At 55.1% G+C, this 23,444-nt stretch carries 21 protein-coding genes; 6 read left to right on the top strand and 15 right to left on the bottom strand.

The genetic code is table 11. The annotated features are described in order from the left end of the window. The first annotated feature begins 219 nt into the window (after window positions 1-219). A complete protein-coding gene (hrpA, locus tag J1779_RS09355) occupies window positions 220-4,095 on the top strand; it encodes an ATP-dependent RNA helicase HrpA (protein WP_183847184.1) in 3,876 nt (1,291 codons plus the stop codon). A gap of 80 nt (window positions 4,096-4,175) precedes the next feature. Here hrpA and J1779_RS09350 read toward each other — a convergent pair whose 3' ends face one another. The 6 genes from J1779_RS09350 to rstA form a co-directional block, all read right to left on the bottom strand. Further along, complete coding sequence (locus J1779_RS09350; protein ID WP_217203631.1) at window positions 4,176-5,048, bottom strand: trypsin-like serine peptidase; 873 nt, start codon at window positions 5,046-5,048, stop codon at window positions 4,176-4,178. A gap of 147 nt (window positions 5,049-5,195) precedes the next feature. After that, window positions 5,196-5,276: a small membrane protein YdgU gene (gene ydgU / locus J1779_RS25830; protein ID WP_455567028.1), complete on the bottom strand. Its 81-nt coding sequence runs from the start codon at window positions 5,274-5,276 to the stop codon at window positions 5,196-5,198. A 117-nt stretch (window positions 5,277-5,393) separates the two neighbouring features. Continuing rightward, window positions 5,394-5,822, bottom strand: a complete 429-nt coding sequence (gene asr, locus J1779_RS09345) for an acid resistance repetitive basic protein Asr (protein ID WP_056770436.1) — start codon at window positions 5,820-5,822, stop codon at window positions 5,394-5,396. Between the two features lie 774 nt (window positions 5,823-6,596). Then, window positions 6,597-8,078, bottom strand: coding sequence for a carboxypeptidase M32 (locus J1779_RS09340; protein WP_217203630.1), 1,482 nt, complete (start codon window positions 8,076-8,078; stop codon window positions 6,597-6,599). Between the two features lie 2 nt (window positions 8,079-8,080). Then, entirely contained in the window at window positions 8,081-9,406 is a 1,326-nt protein-coding gene (gene rstB / locus J1779_RS09335) for a two-component system sensor histidine kinase RstB (RefSeq protein ID WP_217203629.1), read from the bottom strand. Next, complete coding sequence (gene rstA, locus J1779_RS09330; RefSeq protein WP_056770445.1) at window positions 9,403-10,134, bottom strand: two-component system response regulator RstA; 732 nt, start codon at window positions 10,132-10,134, stop codon at window positions 9,403-9,405. The genes rstB and rstA overlap by 4 nt, the downstream gene beginning before the upstream one ends. Window positions 10,135-10,450: 316 nt before the next feature. On the opposite strand from rstA, the gene J1779_RS09325 reads away from it, so the two are divergent. Continuing rightward, window positions 10,451-10,870, top strand: a complete 420-nt coding sequence (locus J1779_RS09325) for a hypothetical protein (protein WP_056770448.1) — start codon at window positions 10,451-10,453, stop codon at window positions 10,868-10,870. Window positions 10,871-10,958: 88 nt separating this feature from the next. Here J1779_RS09325 and J1779_RS09320 read toward each other — a convergent pair whose 3' ends face one another. From J1779_RS09320 to J1779_RS09310, 3 genes are read right to left on the bottom strand one after another with little or no spacing between them, the layout of a single operon-like run. Continuing rightward, on the bottom strand, window positions 10,959-12,194 hold the full coding sequence (locus J1779_RS09320) for a cytochrome c (RefSeq protein WP_217203628.1): 1,236 nt from the start codon (window positions 12,192-12,194) through the stop codon (window positions 10,959-10,961). Beyond that, window positions 12,191-13,954: a GMC family oxidoreductase gene (locus tag J1779_RS09315; RefSeq protein WP_122095257.1), complete on the bottom strand. Its 1,764-nt coding sequence runs from the start codon at window positions 13,952-13,954 to the stop codon at window positions 12,191-12,193. Before J1779_RS09315 ends, J1779_RS09320 begins: the two co-directional genes overlap by 4 nt. Window positions 13,955-13,969: 15 nt before the next feature. Further along, window positions 13,970-14,719 (bottom strand): gluconate 2-dehydrogenase subunit 3 family protein, encoded by a 750-nt coding sequence (locus J1779_RS09310; protein WP_056770454.1) that lies wholly within the window; start codon window positions 14,717-14,719, stop codon window positions 13,970-13,972. Between the two features lie 364 nt (window positions 14,720-15,083). Here J1779_RS09310 and J1779_RS09305 point away from each other — a divergent pair, with 364 nt between their 5' ends. Then, on the top strand, window positions 15,084-16,598 hold the full coding sequence (locus J1779_RS09305; RefSeq protein WP_217203627.1) for a YchO/YchP family invasin: 1,515 nt from the start codon (window positions 15,084-15,086) through the stop codon (window positions 16,596-16,598). Window positions 16,599-16,702: 104 nt separating this feature from the next. Here the strand turns inward: J1779_RS09305 and uxuA are convergent, their stop codons facing one another. Further along, complete coding sequence (gene uxuA, locus J1779_RS09300) at window positions 16,703-17,887, bottom strand: mannonate dehydratase (protein WP_122095259.1); 1,185 nt, start codon at window positions 17,885-17,887, stop codon at window positions 16,703-16,705. Between the two features lie 197 nt (window positions 17,888-18,084). On the opposite strand from uxuA, the gene J1779_RS09295 reads away from it, so the two are divergent. Beyond that, entirely contained in the window at window positions 18,085-18,783 is a 699-nt protein-coding gene (locus tag J1779_RS09295) for a FadR/GntR family transcriptional regulator (RefSeq protein WP_217203626.1), read from the top strand. Between the two features lie 134 nt (window positions 18,784-18,917). Here J1779_RS09295 and J1779_RS09290 read toward each other — a convergent pair whose 3' ends face one another. Both J1779_RS09290 and J1779_RS09285 read right to left on the bottom strand, forming a co-directional pair. After that, complete coding sequence (locus J1779_RS09290; RefSeq protein WP_217203625.1) at window positions 18,918-19,202, bottom strand: DUF1161 domain-containing protein; 285 nt, start codon at window positions 19,200-19,202, stop codon at window positions 18,918-18,920. Between the two features lie 46 nt (window positions 19,203-19,248). Then, window positions 19,249-19,617: a DUF1283 family protein gene (locus J1779_RS09285; protein ID WP_056770469.1), complete on the bottom strand. Its 369-nt coding sequence runs from the start codon at window positions 19,615-19,617 to the stop codon at window positions 19,249-19,251. Window positions 19,618-19,751: 134 nt separating this feature from the next. On the opposite strand from J1779_RS09285, the gene J1779_RS09280 reads away from it, so the two are divergent. After that, window positions 19,752-20,078, top strand: a complete 327-nt coding sequence (locus J1779_RS09280) for a YnfA family protein (RefSeq protein ID WP_183848176.1) — start codon at window positions 19,752-19,754, stop codon at window positions 20,076-20,078. Here the strand turns inward: J1779_RS09280 and J1779_RS09275 are convergent. Next, a complete protein-coding gene (locus J1779_RS09275; protein WP_056770472.1) occupies window positions 20,075-20,980 on the bottom strand; it encodes a LysR family transcriptional regulator in 906 nt (301 codons plus the stop codon). The genes J1779_RS09280 and J1779_RS09275 overlap by 4 nt on opposite strands. A gap of 310 nt (window positions 20,981-21,290) precedes the next feature. Here J1779_RS09275 and J1779_RS09270 point away from each other — a divergent pair, with 310 nt between their 5' ends. Continuing rightward, entirely contained in the window at window positions 21,291-22,586 is a 1,296-nt protein-coding gene (locus tag J1779_RS09270; protein ID WP_056771944.1) for an NCS2 family permease, read from the top strand. 78 nt (window positions 22,587-22,664) lie between these two features. On the opposite strand, the gene J1779_RS09265 is transcribed toward J1779_RS09270, so the two are convergent. Then, the gene (locus J1779_RS09265) at window positions 22,665-23,042 is read right to left on the bottom strand and encodes an HVO_A0114 family putative DNA-binding protein (RefSeq protein ID WP_056770475.1); all 378 of its coding nucleotides are present in this window, start codon (window positions 23,040-23,042) and stop codon (window positions 22,665-22,667) included. Beyond that, on the bottom strand, window positions 23,039-23,413 hold the full coding sequence (locus J1779_RS09260; protein ID WP_217203624.1) for a toxin-antitoxin system TumE family protein: 375 nt from the start codon (window positions 23,411-23,413) through the stop codon (window positions 23,039-23,041). The genes J1779_RS09265 and J1779_RS09260 overlap by 4 nt, the downstream gene beginning before the upstream one ends. Window positions 23,414-23,444: the final 31 nt, after the last annotated feature.

Here is a 23,444-nt window from a genome sequence, read left to right as displayed (position 1 = left end):
AAGCTTATGCAGTGATAGCGCAATATTTAGAGATCTATCATCAGTTTTTTTGAATAAATCAGAAACCGAACATTCCTCGCCCGATTTTCAGCATGTTCAACACCTTGTGCTAACATAGCGCCAGGCAGGTAAGGCGTGGCCCTTCCTCATCACCCATTCAGATTCAGTTGACGGCATCTCTGATCCCCGTCAGCAGACATGTAACAAGGAATTCCGAACGTGAAATCACCGCTCGCGGCACTATCAGCGCAGTTAGACGGGCTGATGCTACGTGACCGGCAACGCCTGCAACGTCGTTTGCAGGGTGCCAACAAGATCAACAAGCCTGAAGCCCTCGAGGCATTAAGTGCTGAAATCCAAAACGCGATCACTGAGAGCCTGAAAAAAGTCAGCTCCCGCGAAGCATCACGACCAAAAATCAGCTATCCGCAAAATCTGCCGGTCAGTCAGAAAAAAGACGATATCTTTAACGCCATTCGCGACCATCAGGTGGTGATCGTTGCCGGGGAAACCGGTTCCGGTAAAACTACGCAGATCCCAAAAATCTGCATGGAGCTTGGGCGCGGGATAAAAGGCGTGATCGGCCACACCCAGCCGCGACGTCTGGCGGCGCGTACGGTGGCGAACCGTATTGCCGATGAGCTGGACACCACGCTTGGCAACACGGTCGGCTATAAAGTCCGCTTTACCGATCAGGTCGGTGACAACACGCTGGTCAAACTGATGACTGACGGTATTCTGCTGGCCGAAATCCAGCAGGATCGCATGCTGATGCAATACGACACGCTGATCATCGATGAAGCGCATGAGCGCAGCCTGAACATCGATTTCATTCTCGGTTATCTGCGTCAGTTGTTGCCCAAACGCCCGGATCTGAAAGTCATCATTACCTCGGCCACCATCGATCCGCAGCGCTTCTCACGTCATTTTAACAACGCGCCGATCATTGAAGTGTCAGGCCGTACCTATCCGGTTGACGTGCGTTACCGGCCGATTGTCGATGACGCTGACGATGTGGACCGCGATCAGCTGCAGGCGATTTTTGACGCCGTTGATGAGCTTGGCCGCGAAAGCATGGGCGACATCCTGATTTTCATGAGCGGTGAGCGTGAAATCCGTGATACCGCTGATGCGCTTAACCGGCTGGATTTACCGCACACTGAGATTTTGCCGCTGTATGCGCGGCTGTCGAACAGCGAGCAGAACCGCGTTTTCCAGTCGCACACGGGCCGGCGCATCGTGCTGGCAACCAACGTCGCCGAAACCTCGCTGACCGTGCCCGGCATCAAGTATGTGATTGACCCCGGCACTGCGCGTATCAGCCGCTACAGTTTCCGCACCAAAGTGCAGCGCCTGCCGATTGAACCCGTCTCACAGGCCTCCGCCAACCAGCGTAAAGGCCGCTGTGGCCGTGTCTCTGAAGGGATTTGTATCCGTCTCTATTCTGAGATGGATTTCCTGTCGCGCCCTGAATTTACCGACCCCGAAATTCTGCGCACCAATCTGGCGTCCGTTATTTTACAAATGACCTCGCTCGGGCTGGGCGATATCGCCGCATTCCCGTTCGTCGAAGCGCCGGATAAGCGCAATATTCAGGACGGCGTGCGTCTGCTGGAAGAGCTGAACGCCATCAATAATGCCGTCGATGGCCGTTACACCCTGACCCCGCTCGGTCGTCAGCTGGCGCAGTTGCCGGTGGATCCGCGTCTGGCGCGCATGGTACTGGAAGCGCAGAAAAACGGCTGCGTGCGCGAAGTGATGATCATCACCTCGGCGCTGTCGATTCAGGATCCGCGTGAGCGCCCGATGGACAAACAGCAGGCGTCCGATGAGAAACATCGCCGCTTTGCCGATAAAGACTCTGATTTCCAGGCGTTCGTCAATTTGTGGGATCACCTGAAAGTGCAGCAAAAAGAGCTGACCTCGGCACAGTTCCGTAAGCTGTGCCGCAGCGATTTTCTGAACTATTTGCGCGTACGCGAGTGGCAGGACATCTACACCCAGCTGCGTCAGGTGGTGAAAGAGCTCGGGCTGCCGGTGAACAGCGAACCGGCTGAGTATCGCGAAATCCACTGTTCGCTGCTGACCGGTTTGCTGTCACATATCGGCCAGAAAGATGTGGATAAACAAGAGTATACCGGTGCGCGCAACGCCCGCTTTGCGGTGTTCCCTGGCTCCGGTTTGTTCAAGAAGCCGCCAAAATGGGTGATGGTCGCCGAACTGGTGGAAACCAGCCGCCTGTGGGGGCGCATTGCTGCACGTATCGAACCGGAATGGATTGAGCCGCTGGCGAAGCATCTGGCGAAGAGCAGTTACAGCGAACCGCATTGGGAAAAAGCCCAGGGCGCGGTGATGGCGACGGAGAAAGTGACGCTGTACGGCCTGCCGATTGTGGCGGCGCGCAGCGTCAATTACGGCACCATCGATCCCGTGGTGTCGCGCGAACTGTTTATCCGCCATGCCCTGGTGGAAGGCGACTGGCAGACGCGTCACGCGTTCTTCCGCGCCAACCTGCGTCTGCGTTCTGAGGTCGAAGAGCTGGAACACAAATCCCGCCGCCGCGATATTCTGGTGGATGAAGAGACGTTGTTCCTGTTCTACGAACAGCGTATTGGCATGGAAGTGGTTTCAGGGCGGCATTTTGATACCTGGTGGAAAACACAGCCGCAGGACAGCCTCAACTTCGAAAAAAGCATGCTGATCAAAGAGGGCGCAGGCAATATCAGCGCCCATGATTACCCGAACTTCTGGCATCAGGGCAACATCAAACTGCGCGTCACTTATCAGTTTGAGCCGGGCACCGATGCCGACGGGGTCACGGTGCATATCCCGCTGCCGTTGCTTAATCAGGTCAGCGAACAGGGCTTTGACTGGCAGATCCCCGGCATTCGCCGGGAGCTTATTATGGCACTGATCAAGTCATTACCGAAGCCGTTACGCCGTAACTTTGTTCCTGCGCCAAACTACGCGGATGCCCTGATGGGGCGCATCAAACCTTTTGAAATGCCGCTGCTGGATGCGATGGAAAAAGAGCTGCGTAAGATGAGTGGAGTGACGTTGTCACGTGAAGACTGGCAGCTGGATCAGGTGCCCGATCATCTTAAGATGACGTTCCGCATTGTTGATGACAAAAACAAAACACTGCGTGAAAGCAAAGACCTGACGGCGCTGAAAGCCGGCCTGAAAGAGCAGGTGCAGCAGACACTTTCCGCCGTCGCCGACGACGGTATCGAACAGCGTGACTTGCATGTCTGGAGTTTTGGCACGCTGCCCGAGCGTTACGAACAGAAGCGCGGCGGGTATGAGGTGAAAGCCTACCCGGCGATAGTTGATGAAAAAGACAGTATCGCCATCCGATTATTTGACAGCGAACTGGAACAGCAACAGGCAATGTGGGGCGGAATGCGTCGCCTGCTGCTGCTGAATATTCCTTCCCCCATCAAATATCTGCACGATAAGTTGCCGAATAAAGCCAAGCTGGGGCTGTATTTCAACCCGTACGGCAAAGTGCTGGATCTGATCGACGACTGCATTTCCTGCGGCATCGACAAACTGATCGCTGAGTCCGGCGGGCTGGTGTGGCGCGAAGAGGATTTCGCCAAATTACACGAGCACGTTCGCGCTAACCTGAATGAAGCCGTGGTGCAGATTGCCATTCAGGTCGAGCAGATCCTGACGACGGTTTTCAACATCAATAAACGGCTGAAAGGTCGTATTGATATCAGCCTGGCGCTGGCGCTTTCAGATATCAAAGCGCAGATGTCCGGCCTGATTTACCGTGGTTTCGTGACGCAAAACGGCTGGAAACGTCTGCCGGATACCCTGCGTTATCTCAATGCTATCGAGCGGCGGATGGACAAACTGGCGATGGATCCGCACCGTGACCGGGCGCAGATGCTGAAAGTCGAGAGTATTGAGAAACAGTGGCAGCAGTGGCTGAATAAATTGCCGCCGGTACGCCAGCAGAGTGAAGACGTGAAGGAAGTGCGCTGGATGATAGAGGAACTGCGCGTCAGCTATTTTGCGCAGCAACTTGGCACACCGTATCCGATCTCAGATAAACGGATTTTGCAGACCATGGAGCAACTGGTGTAATTCATTTTCGTGTGCAATAAAAAGCCGCCGGTTGTCTGTTGAACAACCGGCGGCTTTTTTATTTCCGCTGAGCGTATGGCTTATGGCGCTGGCGTTGTGCTCGCGCTGATCACCCCGGAAGAGAGCGTGCTCAGGGCATCGCGGATGGCGGGAACGGCCAGTGCGCGGTTATCGGCCAGATAGCGGTCCTGCGCGGCGGGCGCCGAGCTTTGGATCGCCACCAGTGACCAGCCGTCGGCATTTTTTATCAATAACGGCGAACCGCTGTCACCCGGAAGCGTGTCACAGCGGTGCGACAACACGCCTGGCTGCGCCCATCCGGTGACCTGACAATCCTGATGGACGTACAAATCATCCAGATGATCTTCCGGATACCCTGCCTGCGTCACTTTCCGGCCTTCCTGTTTAAGCAGGGCGGTCAGATCGTCGCGCGATCCACTCCATAACGGCAGGGGCTTGATCGGCAACGCCAGCTTCTCGTCAGTCAGGCGAATCAACGCAAAATCAAAAGGTGCCGCTTTCGGTGGCACAATCCAGCCTTCGCCATCGGCTTTGAGTTTCTTACCCAGTTTAGGATCCACCAGCGTTTGCAACGCGGTGATCTGATAACGCCATTTCTGATTATGGGAAATAAAGCGCAGGGCGACGACTTTATCGATGTTGCCCGGAGGCGCGAGAACGCAATGGCCGGCGGTCAACACCAGGTGTTTTGAAATCAGGGTCGCGGTACATAAATTACCGCTGGCGGTTTCTATCTGTCCGATAGCCTGCCAGGGCCAGTGCGACGAGGCAGCCACAGGCTGGCGCTGGTCATGACCAAAGAACAGGGCAGTTTTTTCTTTAACAGAGATAGCAGGTGCGTCATCGTCTGCATCATCCGGGGAGTCTGCATGGACAAGGGAACTGGCGGTAAAACAGAAAAAGCACAAAAACAGCGGTAACGCGATGCGCATAACATTCTGACCTTGAAAACAGGGAGAACCCAAGAACCCGTTATTATTGAACGATTATAGACGGTTATCATTGATGGTGGCTATTTTTGTATGATAATTCAATCTTTTGAGCAGATAACGAGCGTCATCTTCGCGGGTATAAACACTTCAGAAGTAGAAGAACAAGGTGATCAGACCGCAGAGGATCAGAGAGCACAGGGTGATTTCGAACAGGTAGCGGCGCAGCATCTTCCATCAGTACCTCAAGATAGAAACCGGAGAAAAAAACACCCGGCGAACCGGGTGTTAACTCTTCAGTCTTGATAATGGTGAGTGGATACGCTCACAAAGACTTCTTAGTACATCTTATGCAGCTGGTGTTGCTTTTGCAGCAGGAGCGGCTTTCTTAGCATGTTTTACGTGTTTTTTAGCAGCCTGCGCTTTCTGAGCAACCGGCGCTGCTTTTTTAGCGTGTTTCACGTGTTTTTTAGCGGCCTGTGCTTTCTGAGCAACTGGCGCTGCTTTCTTAGCGTGTTTCACGTGTTTTTTAGCGGCCTGCGCTTTCTGAGCCACTGGTGCTGCTTTCTTAGCGTGTTTTTTGTGTTTTTTAGCAGCCTGCGCTTTCTGGGCTACTTTCTTGTGAGTTTTGTGTTTAGCAACGTGCTTGGTAGCAGGTGCCGGAGCTGCTGTTGTAGTTGAAGCAGCAGGTGCAGGTGTTGCTGTAGTTTCAGCAGCAAAAGCGACAGAAGACAGACCCATTGCAGCGGCAACAACCAGAGCTAATACTTTTTTCATCTTTAATTCCTCAGAATTTTTGTTTAAGTGTCCACCCCACTGCGGGGCCGGTGAAAGAATAATAGGCGTAAGGGATCATGTTTTCCGTGAGTGATTGGTATCGGCGTGTAACGGAATGTACAGAGGGGCTGATTAATAAAATCAAGGAGTTAGTGGGGGTGGCGGTGGGGGTTTTAGGTTAAGGTCAAGTTCAAGGTCGTGGGCGCCGGCCCACACCGGGTTAAGGGGCGTAAACGCGCCCCTTAACAATCCTGCGTTTTTTTAACTGCGCGCTGTCGCTCGCGGGCTATGTTTCAGAAACTCCGGCTATTGCCGCAAACGCCGCCGCTTCGCGGTACTCTCATTTCAGGTTCGAACCCGCTCGGAAAAAACTCGCGGTTTCTCACCGTTCATTCGACGTCGTTTTGAGCGCGGCCAAAGGCTATGTAAAACGAAGGTTTTTCTCCTCCCCCTGCGATGTGGGAAGAGAAAATCAGAACCAAACACATTTCCTTTGATTTTGAAATGCCAGTGGCCGCGCTCAAAAATCACGCTGGAGGGAGTGGTGGAAAACCGCGCGTCTGTTTGCGCGGGTTGTAACCCGAGCGGAGGGCACCGCGCAGCGGCGGGATTTTGCGGCAATAGCCGGAGCCGCTGGAATATAGCCCGCGAGCGGCAGCGCGCAGTGAAAGAGCCCGGGGGGTCTTGGGGGCGGCGATATGCCGCCCCCCAAGTCGGTGTGGGCCGACGCCCACGACCTTGAACTTGAAGTTAAAGTGGATCCCCACCCAATACTTACAGGTATCTGCTCTCCAGATGCGCCCGGAAGAATGCCGGATTCAGGGTTTCGCCGGTGGCATTGGTCATCAGCTGGTCAGTGGTAAAACGGCTGCCGTGCTGCCAGATATTTTGCTGCAACCACTGGAACAGCGCCGTCAGGTCGCCGCGTGCGATGTCAGCCTGCAAGGTGGGAATGGCGGTGTTGGCGGTCTGGAACAGTTGCGCGGCGTACATTGCGCCCAGCGTGTACGTCGGGAAGTAGCCGAAACCGCCGTCGGTCCAGTGGATGTCCTGCATACAACCGTCGCGGTAATTGCCGACGGTATCGATGCCCAGATACTCCTTCATCTTGCTGTTCCACAAGGCTGGAATATCATCGACTTCAATGTCGCCTTCCATCAGCGCTTTTTCGATCTCGTAGCGCAGGATCACGTGTGCCGGATAACTCAGTTCGTCAGCATCCACACGGATAAAGCCTGGCTGGACGCGCTGGTTCAGCGTCATGAAGTTGCGTTCATCCAGACCCGGACGCTCGCCGAACTGCTCGATAACCAGCGGATACACGGATTTCAGGAATGGTTCGCTGCAACCGAGTTGCATTTCAAACAACAGGCTTTGGGATTCGTGAACGCCCATCGAACGCGCATTGGATACCGGCTGGCCGAGCCACTCTTTTGGCAAGTTTTGCTCATAACGCGCATGACCGGTTTCGTGGATCACGCCCATCATGGCACTGAGGAACTCGTCCTGGTTATAGCGCGTGGTGATGCGCACATCCTGAGGCACGCCGCCGCAGAACGGGTGGGCGCTGACGTCAAGACGACCGGCGTCGAAATTAAAACCGAGACGATCCATCACTTTCAGGCCGAGCTGGCGCTGCTTCTCGATATCAAACGGCCCCTGCGGTGTGATACGGCTTTCTGATTTCTGTTTTTCCACCACGGTCTGCAACAGATCCGGCAACCATGTCTTCAGATCACCAAACAGAGTATCGAGCTTTTGCGATGTCATGCCCGGTTCATATAAATCGAGCAGGGCGTCATAGCGGCTGATCCCGGCGGCTTCGGCTCGGAACTGCGCTTCCTGACGACTCAGTTTCACCACTTCTTTCAGGTTCTCAGAGAAACCTTCCCAGTCGTTGGATTTACGCTGTATGCGCCATGCCTGCTCGCAGCGGGCACCGGCCAGTGATTTTGCCTGCACCAGGCTTTCCGGCAGCAGGGCCGCCTGCTGATACTGGCGACGCATTTCGCGCAGGTTAGCCTGCTCAACGTCATTGAGTTGCTCGCCACCCGCCTGCACCAGCCATTCACCGACCTGCTTTGCGGTCAGGATCTGATGTGTCAGCACGCTCAGTTCCGCCAGCGCTTCTGAACGCGCCTGCCCGCCCTGGGGCGGCATCATGGCCGCTGCATCCCAACCGGCAATCGCAGATAAATGGCCGAAACGGGATAAACGGGCGAAGGTGTCGTGCAATTTTTTATACGCGATGGTCATTATTAGTTCCCTTCATGGTATTGGTCTGGTTGTTCGACAACCAGATTGAAAGTGGGTTTTACCGGCCAGCTGAAACGCATACTGGCACCGCCGAGCGTGCTGCTGTCGACGGCGACGCGCCCCTGATACGCGACGGCAATGGAGTGCACAATTGCCAGCCCCAGCCCGCAGCCGCCGGTGGCGCGATCGCGGCTCGGATCCAGGCGGACAAAGGGCTCGAATACGCGCAGGCGTTCTTCCGGCGGTATGCCGGGGCCGTCATCTTCCACTTGCAGACAGGCCGTTTCGCCATCGAGCCAGAGGCTGATGCGGATCATTTTCTGCGAGTAGCGCAAACCGTTGTTAACCAGGTTATCCAGCACGCGCTCCATCAGACGTAAATCGACGCCGCCGAAATCGATGTTTTGCGGCGCCTCAAAAGCCACTGTTCTCTGCGCGTTGATCAGGCGGAAATCATCCACTTTGTCTTCCAGCCAGTCGGCCAGATTTACTTTTTCCAGATGCAGCGCGACCTGCGGGCGGTCGAGACGGGCGTAAGTCAGCAGTTCATCAATCAGCGCTTCGAGCTGGCCGATGTCCCGGTTGATGGCGTTTTGTTCCGACTCTGGCAGGTTTTCGCTGATCGCCAGACGGTAGCGCAGGCGCACCAGCGGGGTACGCAGTTCGTGGGCGATGCCGTCGATCAGCTGTTTTTTACTGGCGATTAACGTGCTGATGTTATCCGCCATCTGGTTGAACGCCACGCCAACGCGGGTCAGGCTGGAGGCGGAATCAAAATTCACCCGTTCATCCAGGTGGCCGTTACCGAGGCGCAGCGCCGAGTTCTCCAGACGCAGTAAATCCTGCCAGTGCGGGCGCATCCACAGGAAAACCGGTAACGCCAGCGACAGACCAATGATCATCAGCAGCGCAAGATCGAGCAGCCGCATTTCGTGCATGTAAAACAGATAGGGGATCGGGCCGACCACCAGAACGTAATGGCTGCGGGGAACGCGCTGGATGAAGGTATATTCATCGTCGAGCGCGATGATTTCGCCTTCTTTTAACCGTTTGTCCAGTTCGGGGCTGAGTTTACGTTTACCGAGCGGCTCGATATGCAATTTGAAAGACAGGTTAAGATCCAGCGTATTGATGGTCTTGTTCCAGTCTTTAATGGGGATTTCCCTGAGTTCGCTGCGCATCAGGTACAGCGAGCTTTTCATCAGGTCATTCATGGACTGACGGCCTGTGCGTTCGGCGGTGACTTTGTACACCAGGCCGACCAGCATCGCCATGACCATAAAGCAGACCAGCAGTAACAGAAAGAACTGGACGAAAAGCTTTCTCATTCCTGAAGAGACTCCCAGGCGTTCGGGGCAAACAGATAGCCTTTATTGCGCACCGTTTTAATGCGGAAAGGTTCAAGCGTGTTGTCGTACAGTTTGCGACGAAGGCGTGAAATCGCCACGTCGATGCTGCGATCCAGCCCGTCATAGCTGACGCCGCGCAGGTTTTTCAGCAAGGCTTCGCGATCCATAATGCGTCCGGCGTGCGTCGCCAGTTCCCACAACAGATCGAAATCAGAGGTTGAGAGCACGATGGTTTCATCCACCAGCGTGACCTGACGGTTCACCGGATCGATACACAGCTGGCCGAAGTGCAGGGCGTTACCGCTGGTCAGCGTCTGAACCGGCTGTTCGCTTTGCGAGGACGGCGACGGATTCTGCCGCAGATGCAGACGCAGACGCGCCAGCAGCACCGCGGGCGGCGTGGTTTTCAGGATGTAATCACTCGCGCCCATTTCCAGCGATAAAATATGATTCATGTCGCTGTCCAGTGACGTCAGCAACACGATCGGGCCGGGAAAGACCGGGCGCAAATCACGGCATAACGTCATGCCATCTTTGCCGGGAAGCATGATGTCGAGCAGGACCAGATCGGGTTTTTCTTTCTCAATTCTTGCCTGCGCCGTATCGCCGCGGGGTTCAACCAGCACGTCGATATCATGTTTGCCCAGATAGGCGGCAATCAGGTTGCCGACTTCAGCATCATCTTCTACAAAAACGATTTTATTCATTAGGTTGCTGCTGTTAAAAATCCGGTGATTAGCATAGCGTGAGCGCGCGTCCGACGCTATGGGCGGCAATGACTCTTGCGGCACGCATTCCACAATTCAGGCGATTCTGTCGACTAAGTCTGAATTTTCAGTCTCCGCACTTTCGGCCTGCTACAGTCACTGTGTGAAAGCGCCTGAACTGACTGGAAAAGTGTCGGTGAACTATGCCATTATACAGGTGAATAATCGTGTCTATATGCATTGATTTGCTCAATATCGCCGAGTACGCCTTCAGACGTTCAATTGAACAGGCCCTGACCAGGAAGAGGAAGAGGGGATGAATGAAAACCGCCTGGTACCCGATGCGCGCAGTCAAAAAGCGTCCTTTGACTACATGGAATATTTGTCCGCATCCTGTAAAAAGAAATGGAGTTTCGTTGACGCCATTTATGGTGTGATGCCGTTCTTTGGCATGGTGTTAAAATCCCGTTCTCAAAAAGATAACTCGAAGCAAGAATCCTTGCGGGCGCTGGCGTTGCAGGTCGTTTCTACCCAGGTCAGCGACGAGACGAATATTGTCCGTCTGATTGAACTGGCGGAGCAGCAGGGCATGTACAACATCGATATTAATTTACCGTATTCCCTGACAGACGATCAGCTCACGGCAATTAAGGTTGAGTGCAAACATCTGGTACAGCTCAGCCAGAATAACGATCATCTGTTTGTACAAATTATGCAGATGCCGCCGCAGCACTGATTTCACAGTTTGTAACAGTTCAGTGACGACGACATGACAAAAAAGAAAGGCCGCGAGTGCGGCCTTTGTCATTTTCAGAACAGCGCGTTTATTTCTTCAGCGTTTCCCGCACATCTTTCACGTCTGACGCTGCCACTGGCGCAGCCGCATTGCCCCAGCTGTTACGGATGTAGGTCAGCACGTTCGCCACGTCCGCATCGCTCATGTTTGCGTCAAACGACGGCATTGACGGCGCGGTAGGTTTGCTGTCCGTCGCCACCGGCCGGCTGCCCGCCAGCACAACGTGGATAAGCGAGGTGGCATTGGTCTGGTTGATCAGCGCAGAATCCGCCAGACGCGGGAACAGACCTTCCTGGCCTTTACCGTCCGGCGTATGGCACGCAGAACAGCGGTCGGCATAGATGTGTTTCCCGGCGAACATCGCGCTGTCATCGGCTTTCACCGGCGCCGGGGCGTTATTCCCGCTGTCATGACCGCTGTCTTTGAGATAAACCGCCACGGCTTTCAGATCCGCATCCGTCCAGTGCTGCGACGAATTGGTCACCTCTTCCGCCATCGGTCCGGAGGCGATATCGAAACGGTTTACACCGGTTTTCAGATATTGCATCAGGTCTTCCTGCGTCCAGTTGCCCACGCCGGTGTGCTTGTTGGTGGTGATGTCCGGCGCGACCCAGTTTTCAACTACGGCGCCTTGCAGGAATTCACTGTCCTTGTCACCGCCAATCATGTTTTTCGGCGTATGGCAGGTGCCGCAGTGACCTAAACCTTCAACAATGTATGCCCCGCGATTCCATTCTGCGGATTTATCCATCTGCGGCCTGAATTCGCCTTTGTTGAAGTTCAGCCAGTTCCAGCCCATCAGGCTGGTGCGCACGTTGAACGGGAACGGCAGCTGGTTGGTTTCAACTTCGTGATGCACCGGTTGCAGGGTTTGCAGATAAGCCCAGATGGCGGCGTTATCTTCACGGGTCACTTTGGTGTAAGCGGTAAACGGCATCGCGCCGTACAGGCGTTTGCCACCGTGGCCGATCCCTTCAGACATCGCGCGCTGGAAGTCGTCGAAGCTCCATTTACCGATGCCGGTTTCCGGATCCGGCGTGATGTTTGCGCCCACTAAACGGCCAAACGGCGTTTCAATTGGCACGCCGCCGGCAAAGGGTTTGGCATCCGGCGTGGAAGCGGTATGGCAGGCGGCGCAGTCGCCGACGGTGGCCAGGTAGCGCCCGCGTTCCACCTGCTCGAACGAGCCGTCACCGGCGGCATGCGCCAGCCCTGAAACGCTCAGTGCCAGTAAACCGAGTGAGAAGGAGGTTAACTTTTTCATGCAATCATCTCTCCCGGCTTTTTCAGATAGAAGTTACGGATCGCGTGAGCCGCTTTGAACGCCAGCGCGCCGACGGTGCCGGTCGGGTTATAACCCGGATTCTGCGGGAAGGCAGAGGCGCCGACCACGAACAGGTTTGGCACATCCCAGACCTGCAGGTGTTTGTTCACCGAACTGGTGGACGGATCCGCACCCATCACAAAACCGCCGACAACGTGGGAAGACTGATACGGCGTGCCGTTCCAGTGGCCTTTCATCGGGTTTGCCACCAACTGGCGCGGATTCATCGCTTTAGCGATTTCCGCCACTTTGCCGGTGCAATACGCCGCCATTTTCAGATCGTTTTCCGGGAAGTCGAACGTTACGCGCAGCAGCGGACGGCCAAGGCGATCTTTGTAGTTCGGATCAAGCGACAGATAGTTGGTTTTGGTGGTGTAGCTGCTGGCCTCACAACCGATCGACATTGAGCTGAGGTAGTTGGCGACGGTCGCCTTTTTCCACTCGCTGCCCCATTTCGGTGTTCCCGGCGGAACCGGGCGATAACCGATGGGTGCGCCACCGATTGGCGTGACGCGGATGCTGCCGCCACCGAAGAAACCCAGCCCGCTGTGGTCGAAGTTATCGTTGTTGAAATCGTCAATACCCATGCCGACCGCGCCTGCGCCGATGAACGGGTTAAAGTTTTTATCGTCGAAGAACAGCTGCACGCCGTTGGCGGTCTGATAGGCGTAATTACGGCCCGTGGTGCCGCTCAGGCTTACCGGATCGTAAGGTTTTCCGATGCCGGAAAGCAGCATCAGCCGGACGTTTTCGAAGGTAAACGCGCTGACGATCACCAGATCGGCGGGTTGTTCCCACTCGTCGCCGGAGGAGTCGATGTAGATAACGCCGGTGGCACGTTTGCCGGTGGAGTCGGTCAGGACCTGCATCACTTCGCAGTTGGTGCGCGCCTCGAAATTCTCTTTGCGGACCAGCGCCGGTAAAACGGTCGTGATTGCGCTGGCTTTCGAGTAGTTCGCGCAGCCGTAGTTGGTGCAGAAACCGCAGTAGGTGCATGGCCCCATTTTCACGCCGAGCGGGTTGGTGTAAGGCTCGGAAATCAGTGAAGAGGGCACCGGGAAGGCTTTATAACCCATGTTGCGCGCGGCTTCGGCGAACAGCGTCGGGCCATAAGGCTGATCCATCGGGCGGGTCGGGTACTCAATCGAGCGCATCCCTTCATACGGGTTACCGCCGTCATGATGTTCGCCTTTCACGTTGCTGGCTTTACCGGAAACCCCGGCCAGACGTTCGAAAGAGGCGTAATGCGGCTCCATCTCATCCCAGTCGGTGCCCCAGTCCTGCAACACCAGCTCTTCCGGGATGGCGTTTGCGCCGTAACGTTCGGTGAGGTGGCTTTTCAGGCGGAATTCATCCGGCTGGAAGCGGAAAGTGATCCCCGCCCAGTGGTTGCCCGCGCCGCCGGTGCCGTTCCCCGGATGGAATGAACCCCATTCGCGCATCGGTAAGGCGGTTTGCGCCGGGTTGTTGCGGATGGTGATGGTGTTCTGGCGCGTGCGTAACATCAGTTCCTGACGGGAGTTGTAACGCAGTTCGTCGGTCACTGTCGCCACATTGAAATCGCGTGCGGTATCGCGCCACGGGCCGCGTTCAATCGCCACCACGTTCAGACCTTCGTCGCACAATTCATTGGCGATGATGGAACCGGCCCAGCCGAGTCCGATCACCACCACGTCAGTTTTGGGTAATTTCTTTGCCATAATAGTGTTCTGCCCTTAGCTCTTCATTTTCCACGCGTCGCCGCCTGAAATGCTCAGCGGTTCCAGATCGAGTTTCTGGTTATGTTTGCCGACATATTCACGGTAGTCATAACGTGCGCCGGGGAAGCCCAGCATTTTCCACGACACCATGTTGCGGTTGCCGCCATAAATCGGATCGGCAAAGAATCCTTCCATGGTGTTTTTCAGCACAATGGCGAAGAACAGTTTGGAATCGATCCCATCGAGAGCGATTTTTCCGCTTTCCAGACCGGACAAAATCTGGTCCTGCTGGTCGCCGGGCAGATCTTTGAACAACTTCTGATGCTGTGACTGGGTCAGTTTGTTCAGCGCGGCCAGACCGAGGCGGTAGCGCTGCTGCGGAACCAGCGGTGACTGATCGCCTTGTTCCGGCGTGCCTTCCTGGAAAGGGCCTTCCATATAAAGACGGGCATAGGTGCCGTAGAAACCGGCCATCTGGCGATCGATAAACACGGCACAACCGGCGTCTTTTCCACCCACGCTCAGATCGTCGGCGGGTACCAGACGGTCAACAATGGCTTCCAGGGTGGCGGCTTCGGCATCGGTGAAAAACACCCAGCCGTCGGTTTCAATCTGTGGAGGCGGGCTGGCGTCGAAGGGGCTCCACACGGGCGTACCTTTGAGCGTCACCGCGTTGGCGGCTTTGGCGGCGCCCAGCACTGCGGAGGCGGCCGTGAACGAGAGAATTTGCCGACGGGTTACCCCGGGCAAGGTTTTTTTGCTCATTTATGTTCCCTGTTTGTTATAGAAAATCGCTACAGAGGGCGGTCAGGCGTGCTATCAGCAACGCGCTGCAAAAGCAGTCGGGTGGCGTTGTGATAATCGTTAACATGCTAAGGATAAGTGATAAATCCGGGTAAGGATAAATAGAATGAATGTTAAAAATGTTATGAAATGTGTGTGAATGGTTTTTTATGTTGTAATTTTAGACGATTAATTGACGAATGTTTACATTTTAACCGTTAAGTTCATGGGGATAATCCGTCGCGGTCACCAGTAAGGGAAGTCTGATGTGGCCTTTCGTGGCCTGAGGGTTGAAATATGCTGCCTGTCAGCTAAGATCACCTCTCACTGGCAAAATGTGCAAGGCATGACAAACGTCACAGATTTTTTTTCATATTTATTGAAGCGTTCGGGACCTTCCTGTCTTTCCGTGCTTATCGCCGGGGCAGGGACTTTTTATGCTGTCGGCGCCTTTGCGCTGACGGCAGACCCGGCTGAAAGCAATTCCCCCGCCCTTAACCTCAGTTACGATCTTTCCGGCTTCCTCCCCGCCAGTGACCAGCAGTCAGCCTTCAATACCGGCGGCGGCGCTCAGCCTGCGGCCTTGCCGAGCCTGGGCAGCCAGTACATCAAAAGTGCTTCCGGCCCGACCGCAACTGAAAAGCAACTGGCGACGACCCTCAAAGAGCTTGGCACCACCACGGCAGACAGCGACGATCCGTTGCGCCTGCAGGCAGAAAATCTGGCGCTGGGTCAGGCGGCGAAGCTGGTGCAGAAAGAAACCAACAGTTTACTGTCACCGCTCGGCACCGTCAGCACCACGCTGGATATGACCGGGCATAATCTTGACGGCAGCTCCGGGCAGCTTTTCAGCCCGCTGTACAATACCGATAATAATCTGGTGTACAGCCAGATCGGTTTGCAGAGTGCGAGCGATGCCACGGTTGGGAATTTCGGCGTCGGACAGCGCATCAACACCGGCGCGTGGATGCTGGGCTACAACGCGTTCATCGATAATGATTTCGATCATCAGCTCACGCGTGGCAGTCTGGGGGCGGAAGCCTGGTCAGACTATCTGCGTCTCTCCACCAACTATTATCACCCGATCTCTTCCTACAAAGCGGACAGCCGCACCTCCGCCCAGCAGCGTCGTCAGGCGCGCGGGTACGACATCACCACCAAAGGGTATTTGCCGTTTTATCGCCAGCTTGGGGCATCGCTCAGTTATGAGCAGTATTTCGGTAATCAGGTGGATTTGTTCGGAAACGGCACGCGACAGAGCAATCCGTCGGCGGTGTCATTCGGGCTGAATTACACGCCGGTGCCGCTGGTGACGGTAATGGCCGAGCATCAGGCCGGTCAGGATGGCGATAATCAGGATCTGGTAAAACTGACGCTTAACTATCGTCTCGGCGTTCCGCTGGATCAGCAGTTGTCGGCGCGCAATGTGGCGGCGGCGAACTCGCTGCGCGGCAGCCGGATGGCGATGGTCGATCGTAATAATATGCCGGTGATGGAGTTTAAGCAGCGCAAAACCCTGTCGGTCTTCCTCGCCACGCCGCCGTGGACGTTACAGCCGGGGGAAACGGTTCCGCTGAAACTGCAATTACGCGCACTGAATTCTGTCGTGGCGCTGAGCTGGCAGGGCGATACCCAGGCGCTGAGCCTGACGCCGCCCGCCAATAACCGCAATGCCGAAGGCTGGAGTGTGATTGTGCCGCCGTGGGATGAATCGCCGGGTGCGAGTAACAGCTATCGCTTATCCGTTACGGTGGAAGACAGTCAATCGCAGAAAGTGACCTCGAACTGGATCACGCTGACCGTCGCGCCGCCGCTGGCCGCACAGCCGCAGTACGGTAACGACGCCGGTCTGAATTTCTGATCTGAGGGTCTGAGAGAAGGTGCGCTAACCTCCCCGGTGATGAAGGGGAGGGTGGCGCAGTTAAGACGATGTTGGCAGTTAACGCGTGCGCAGCCGGAGATGGCTTACTCTGTGAAGAAACTGACCTTCAGTGCCCGTTCAACCCCTCTCAGTTCCGCCAGCCCGCGTAAACGGCCAATAGCGGAATAGCCCGGATTGGTCTTCTTGTTCAAATCATCCAGCATCTGATGGCCGTGATCCGGGCGCATCGGAATAGCGCGCTGATTTCCGGCGCGGCGGCGGGTTTGCTCTTCGGTCAGAATGGCTTTGATCACCGCGACCATATCAACGTCACCGTCCAGATGGTCGGCTTCATGGAAACTTCCCGGTACTTCTTCACGCTGCGTCGCGCGCAGATGAATGAAGTGAACGCGATCGGCGAAGGTGGTCATCATCTTCACTAAATCATTGTCCTCACGCACGCCGTAAGAACCGGTGCAGAAACAGAAACCGTTATGGATGCTGTCTGCCGTGTCTTTCAGCCACTGCATATCTTCAATGGTGGAGACAATGCGCGGAAGGCCGAGAATAGGGCGCGGAGGATCGTCAGGATGAACCGCCAGACTCAATCCGCATTCCTCTGCCACCGGCACAATGCTGCGCAGGAAATGCGCCATGTTTTCACGCAGTTTGGCTTTGTCGATCCCGTCGTAAGTTGCCAGACGCGCGCGGAACTGTTCCAGCGTGTAGCCTTCTTCCGCACCCGGCAGACCGGCAATAATGTTGGCGACCAGGGTGTCTTTTTCTGCCTGGGTCATCGCCGCGAAATAATCAGCAGCCTGTTTTTGCTCTTCCGCGCTGTAAGAGGATGTCGCCCCTTCACGTTGCAAAAGATGTAATTCGAAGGCGGCAAAAGCGATGTGATCGAAACGCAATGCGCGGGAACCGTCCGGCAGGAGATAACCGAGATCGGTACGCGTCCAGTCCAGAACCGGCATGAAGTTGTAGCAGACGGTGTCGATGCCACAGGCCGCGAGGTTACGGATTGACTGCTGGTAGTTGGCAATGTGCTGCTCAACGTTGCCGCTGCGGGTTTTGATCTCTTCATGCACCGGAATACTTTCTACCACCGACCACACCAGACCTTTCGCTTCCACTTCGGCCTGACGTTTTTTGATCTCCTCAACCGGCCACACTTCGCCGTTCGGAATATGGTGCAGGGCGGTGACCACGCCGGTTGCGCCAGCCTGACGCACATCATCAAGCGATACCGGGTCTTTCGGGCCGTACCAACGCCATGTCTGTTCCATCTGATTTCCTTAATTATTTTACTGATGCTTGCCAATGTAGTTGACGCATGGCCGGTGATAAGTTCAATCTTAGTGCACGGCATGGTCCGGTGGTCTGCTGGTCAGGCCATCAGACCAACATATGATTCAGCATCAAACCGATGATTAATGTGATCGGGATAACAAATCTGGGATTCAGCACCAGCACGGAGAAAACAATGGAATTACCTACACTGAAAGTCGAACGGCTGTATCGCCAGATTTCTAATGTCCTGATTAACTGTATTAAGACCGGGCAATTTCTGCCGGGGGCGATGATCCCTTCGGAGCGCGATCTCTCCAAACAACTAGGCGTCAGCCGCTCCTCTATTCGTGAAGCGCTGATTGCGCTGGAGATCACCGGCTGGGTGGAAATTCGTACCGGCAACGGGGTGTACGTCAGCAATCCCCTGCCGGACGGCTCGCCGGTGGTTCACGCCGCGCCCGCAGAAGAGGAGTTCAGCCTGCAATCATTAGTGAAAGCGCGTCAGATTTATGAAGCCATGACCGCAGAGCTGGCGGCCATCAACGGCACTGACGACCAGCGCACGAAACTCAAAGAGATTGCCCGCGAGCTGAACGAGCTGAACGCCAACAATGACGCCTTCCTCGAAGCCGACCGCCGTTTCCATCTGATGATCAGCGAAATGACCGGCAACGAAGTGCTGCACGATATGATGGGATACCTGTGGGATAAGCGTCAGTCGCGCCGGTTTATGCGGCTTGAAAGCCACTATACGGAGGTGGATTTTGCGCGTGAGATGAACGCGGATCATCAGGGAATTTTGGATTCGATTCTGGCGCGGGACGGCGCGGGTGCCAAAGCGCGGATGAGCAGGCATCTTCAGCACGTATACGATCAGCTGTTTGCCGGGTGAGTGGTAGCGTGTGAGAAATTAAGGGGGGAGAAAAGGAATCAGGGGAGCAGAAGCTCCCCGGGGTATTTCGGTGTCAGGGGGTGGCGCAGTTAGCGTTCATCAGCCCGACATCGTCTGGCCGGTGCTGCCGAAGACTACTGAGAATCCTGGCTGGTGCCGGTTTTAGGGCTTGAGGCTGTCTCATCGCCCGCGTCCGCGGTTTTGGTGTAGATGATCTTCTGGCTGTCGTTTCCGCAATGCCCGACCACCTGTCCGCCGGCCTGATCGTTAGGTACGATGTCCAGTTTGAAGCCGGACTCCGGCAAACCGTTTGCAACGATTTTCGACGTAATATCTGCCTTCACGCTTTCACAGGAAGCTTGTGCGACGAGGGGGGCCAGCATGACCACCGCAAGACCGGCTAAAAGTGTCTTTTTCATCATTCATTCCTTTTATGAAAATCAACGTATCAATGAGTTTAGCAGATTACGGCGCCATTAACTGACGACCGGTCCGGCGATCGAGGCAGCGCTCGGTGTTCGGTTCCCAGTAGGCATTGATATTCTGGCTGGCTTCGCACTTGTCGCGCAGATCAACCGAGTTGTCGTATTTGGAGAAATCTTTCTCGTTGCGCTGGTTTTTCATGGCGCGCAGACGCTGGGTTTCATTCCACTGCTCTTTGCTCTGACGTGCTTCTTCGTTGGTCATGGCATCATTGCCGGTACCGCCAAAGACACAGGTTCCGCCCGCGCAGTTGGTGGCTGCCAGTGCAGGGGCCTGCCAGCCCGCTGTCATGACCAGCAAGGCGACCGGCAATACGCTGCGGGTCAGTCGGGACATAAACGTTGTATTCATTAGCTCATCCTTTTATTTTTACACATCGCTCAGGCGAATATATCAATTATAACATCCCGCTCAATGACGTCATCCTCTGACAGTGAACTCATTGATTTGTGATTGAACTACGGACTGTAAACCTGACAAATATGATGCTCAAAACTTCTTTACTGTTCTTTGCGACGGCGCTGGCGGAAATTATCGGCTGTTTTTTGCCTTATCTCTGGTTACGCAAAGGCGGCAGCGCATGGCTTTTATTCCCTGCGGCGCTCAGCCTGGCGGCTTTTGTCTGGCTGCTCACTCTGCACCCGGCGGCCAGCGGCAGGGTGTATGCGGCCTACGGCGGCGTGTACGTGATGACGGCGATGCTGTGGCTGCGCGTCGTGGATGGCGTGAAACTCAGCACCACCGACTGGCTGGGGGCCTGCGTGGCGCTGGCGGGAATGCTGATCATCATTTCCGGCTGGAAAGCCGCTTAATGCGTTAACTGCTCCATCATGACGATGACTTTCTGAATCACCATTTGCGCCGCGCGGGAAAGTTGCCTGCGCGGGGCGACGCACAAAGCCAGCGTCAGCGGCTTGGCGGTACGGCCCTGCAACGGCACAAACGCCAGCCGCTGTTCCTGCAAATCGGGCAGGACATCTAACAAACTCAGCACGCCGACCCCGGCACCTTTGCGGATAAGTTCGCGCATCATACGCACGTCATTACAGACGATCGACGGCGTTTCCAGCAGCTGATAACGGTTGTACAGCAGTTTGGCGCGGGCATTGACCATCAGCGGCTCAGACGGAATGATCTGCCGGTAAGCGGCGATATCGCTGAACGACAGCGACGTCTGATGAGACAGTTCATGCCCGACCGGCATGGCGATGCCGATCGGCAGTTCCGCAAACGCCCGTACTTCCAGCCCGGTATGTTCCACCGGATCAAGCAACAAACCGAAATCCACTTCTGCGGAACTCACCTGCTCGCTGATATTGCGGCTGTCTTCAATGCGGATATCAAAGGTCAGATAAGGGTGTTCCTTGCCGACGTCGGCAATCAGTTCTGCGACCATGCCTTCGCTCAGCGCAGCAATCATCGAAATCGTGACGTGACCGCGCCGTAATCCCTGGATTTCATCAAATCTTTCACGCGTGCGGGAAAATTCTTTTCGCCAGCGGCGAATGTCATCGAACAAGATTTCACCCGCCGACGTCAGTTTCAGCCCGGTCGGAAGCCGTTCAAACAGCGGGGTTTCCAGCGTCTGTTCGGCCTGTAAAATTTGCCGGTTGATGGCTGAAGCCGAGACGTGCAGCACTTCCGCTGCCTTGCGCAAACTTCCTGTTCGGGCGACCTCGGTAAAATATTGCGAAAAACGGGAGAATGGCGACATGGGTGTACTAATTTATGCAGTGAATAAGTGAGATATCTATTATGGACTGCATCACTCATTTTTCCTAGATTGTGCGATGCCCCTTTATAAAACAATGTCCTCAGGTTGTTTTATGTGCAAAGTGGCAATGACAGGGTTCGTCAAAACACGTTTTCAGCTCGTGTTCCGCTATCAGTATCAGGCAGTGGGGCGAATTGTGGCATCCTCACTGCGGGCGCGCGGGCGTGTTTTGAATAACAACACTAATAACAAGCGTGCGCTATTTGATCGCCAGATCAAAAGTGATCATGCGACCAAGAGATTCCTTCTCATGTTAGAAAAACTATTTAAGTTAAAAGCTCACCGTACTAACGTGCGGACTGAGATTGTGGCAGGACTGACTACGTTTTTAGCAATGGCCTATATTCTGTTTGTTAACCCGTCTATTTTGGGCGCGACGGGGATGGATAAAGGTTCGGTATTCGTAGCAACCTGTCTTGCTGCCGCAATCGGTTCCGCACTGATGGGCTTTATCGCCAACTACCCGATCGCGCTGGCGCCGGGCATGGGGTTAAACGCCTTTTTCACCTACACCGTGGTTCTGCATATGGGTTACACGTGGCAGATTGCGTTGGGTGCCGTTTTCCTTTCCGCCTGTATTTTCTTCGCGTTATCTATCTTTAAAATCCGCGAGTGGATTATCCGCAGTATTCCGCTGCCGCTGCGTTCGGCCATTGCCGCAGGTATTGGTTTGTTCCTGGCGCTGATTGCGTTGGAAAATGCCGGTATCGTGATCGCGAACCCGGCTACGCTGGTGGGGTTGGGTGATCTGACGAAACCGGGCCCGCTGTTCGCGATGCTGGGCTTTATCCTGATCGTGGTGCTGGAAGCGCGAAAAGTCACCGGCGCGGTGCTGATCGGCGTGCTGGCGGTTACCGTGCTGGCGATCGCGCTGGGCTATTCAGCCTTCGGCGGGATTATGTCGATGCCGCCGTCTATCGCGCCGACCTTTATGCAACTGGACATCAAAGGCGCATTCAACGTTTCGCTGATTAGCGTGATCTTCGCCTTCCTGTTTGTGGATGTGTTTGATAACTCCGGCACCCTGATTGGCGTGACCAAACGTGCCGGTCTGGCAGACGAAGACGGCAACATCCCGAAAATGGGCCGTGCGCTGGTGGCTGACAGCGCCGCTGCGCTGTTCGGTTCGCTGCTCGGGACATCAACCACCACCAGTTATATCGAATCGGCAGCGGGCGTCAGCGCCGGTGGCCGTACCGGTCTGACTGCGATTGTGGTTGCCATCCTGTTCCTGCTGAGCCTGTTCTTCGCACCACTGGCAGGCAGCGTTCCGGCCTTCGCCACAGCGCCTGCGCTGCTGTTTATCGCGGTGCTGATGACCTCCGGCCTGGCTGAAATCGACTGGAAAGACATCACGGTCGCCGCACCGGTCACCGTGACCGCGCTGACCATGCCATTCACTTATTCCATCGCCAACGGTATCGCGTTTGGTTTCATCACCTGGACGCTGTGTAAACTGCTGAGCGGCCGCTGGCGTGAGCTGAATTCTGCGCTGATCGTGCTGTCGATTCTGTTCGTGATTAAACTGGGCTGGCTGAGCGCGTAACCGTTACGTCAGACATCAGTAAGAAGAGGGCGCGGGCAGGTTTGCCGCGCCTTTTTTTGTGAGTGGCATACCCGTCAGTCAGGCTGCCGTTCTGGCGGCGGAGGGGAAATTCTCGACGCGGATATCAAATTCCGTAAACAGCGCGACCGGGCGTTTCCTGGCACCGAAAGCCACCATCTTCACAAACCCACGATTCTCGAGAGTTTTCAGCGTTTTGGACAAGTTGCTTTTATGTCGTCCTGAAAGTGTCGCCAGTTCTGTCAGGGTTTGCGGATTGCGCTCATACATCAGGCTGAGCAATGCAATATTGTCCGGGCTGAGGATCTGCGCCAGTGCGGCCAGTGAGTTGTACCAAATTTTCGGTTCATCCGCCGCTGGCTTATAGTCGCCCTTAAGGATAGCCAGCATACGCTGACGAACCATCTCTTCCGGCATTACGCCAATAAGTGCTTTCATTCGGACCTCTTAACATCCTTGATTATTGAGTCTGTTGCCTGCCAAAAATCGTCAAGCAGTTGGCAGGGTGATGTAAACATGTAGGGCGTTCCTTTTTGTCTGATTCCCTTATGCAGATGATCGAAGGTCACGGACCTGCCGTGATAAACGCCACGTTTGCCTGAGATCACTGCATGACTGTTATCCATTCCATACACCCGCTGATCGTGATTATCATGCAGCGTCAGGTTATAGCGAATGCCGTGGGGAACCGTCACCGTTTTCGGCACGCGCCGGGCTTCAATTTTCCACCAGTAACCTGACGTGGAGTAGTTAATCCAGCCATTAAGTTCCAGTAAGTATTCGAGTCCGTTCTCAAAATTAGCTTCCATAGTAGAACCTGTATGTTGTGAGGTGATCATA

This window comes from Rahnella rivi, assembly GCF_019049655.1.
Taxonomy (GTDB): domain Bacteria; phylum Pseudomonadota; class Gammaproteobacteria; order Enterobacterales; family Enterobacteriaceae; genus Rahnella; species Rahnella rivi.
Note: the sequence above shows the minus strand (reverse complement) of the source record. Positions and strands in the feature narration are given on the sequence as shown.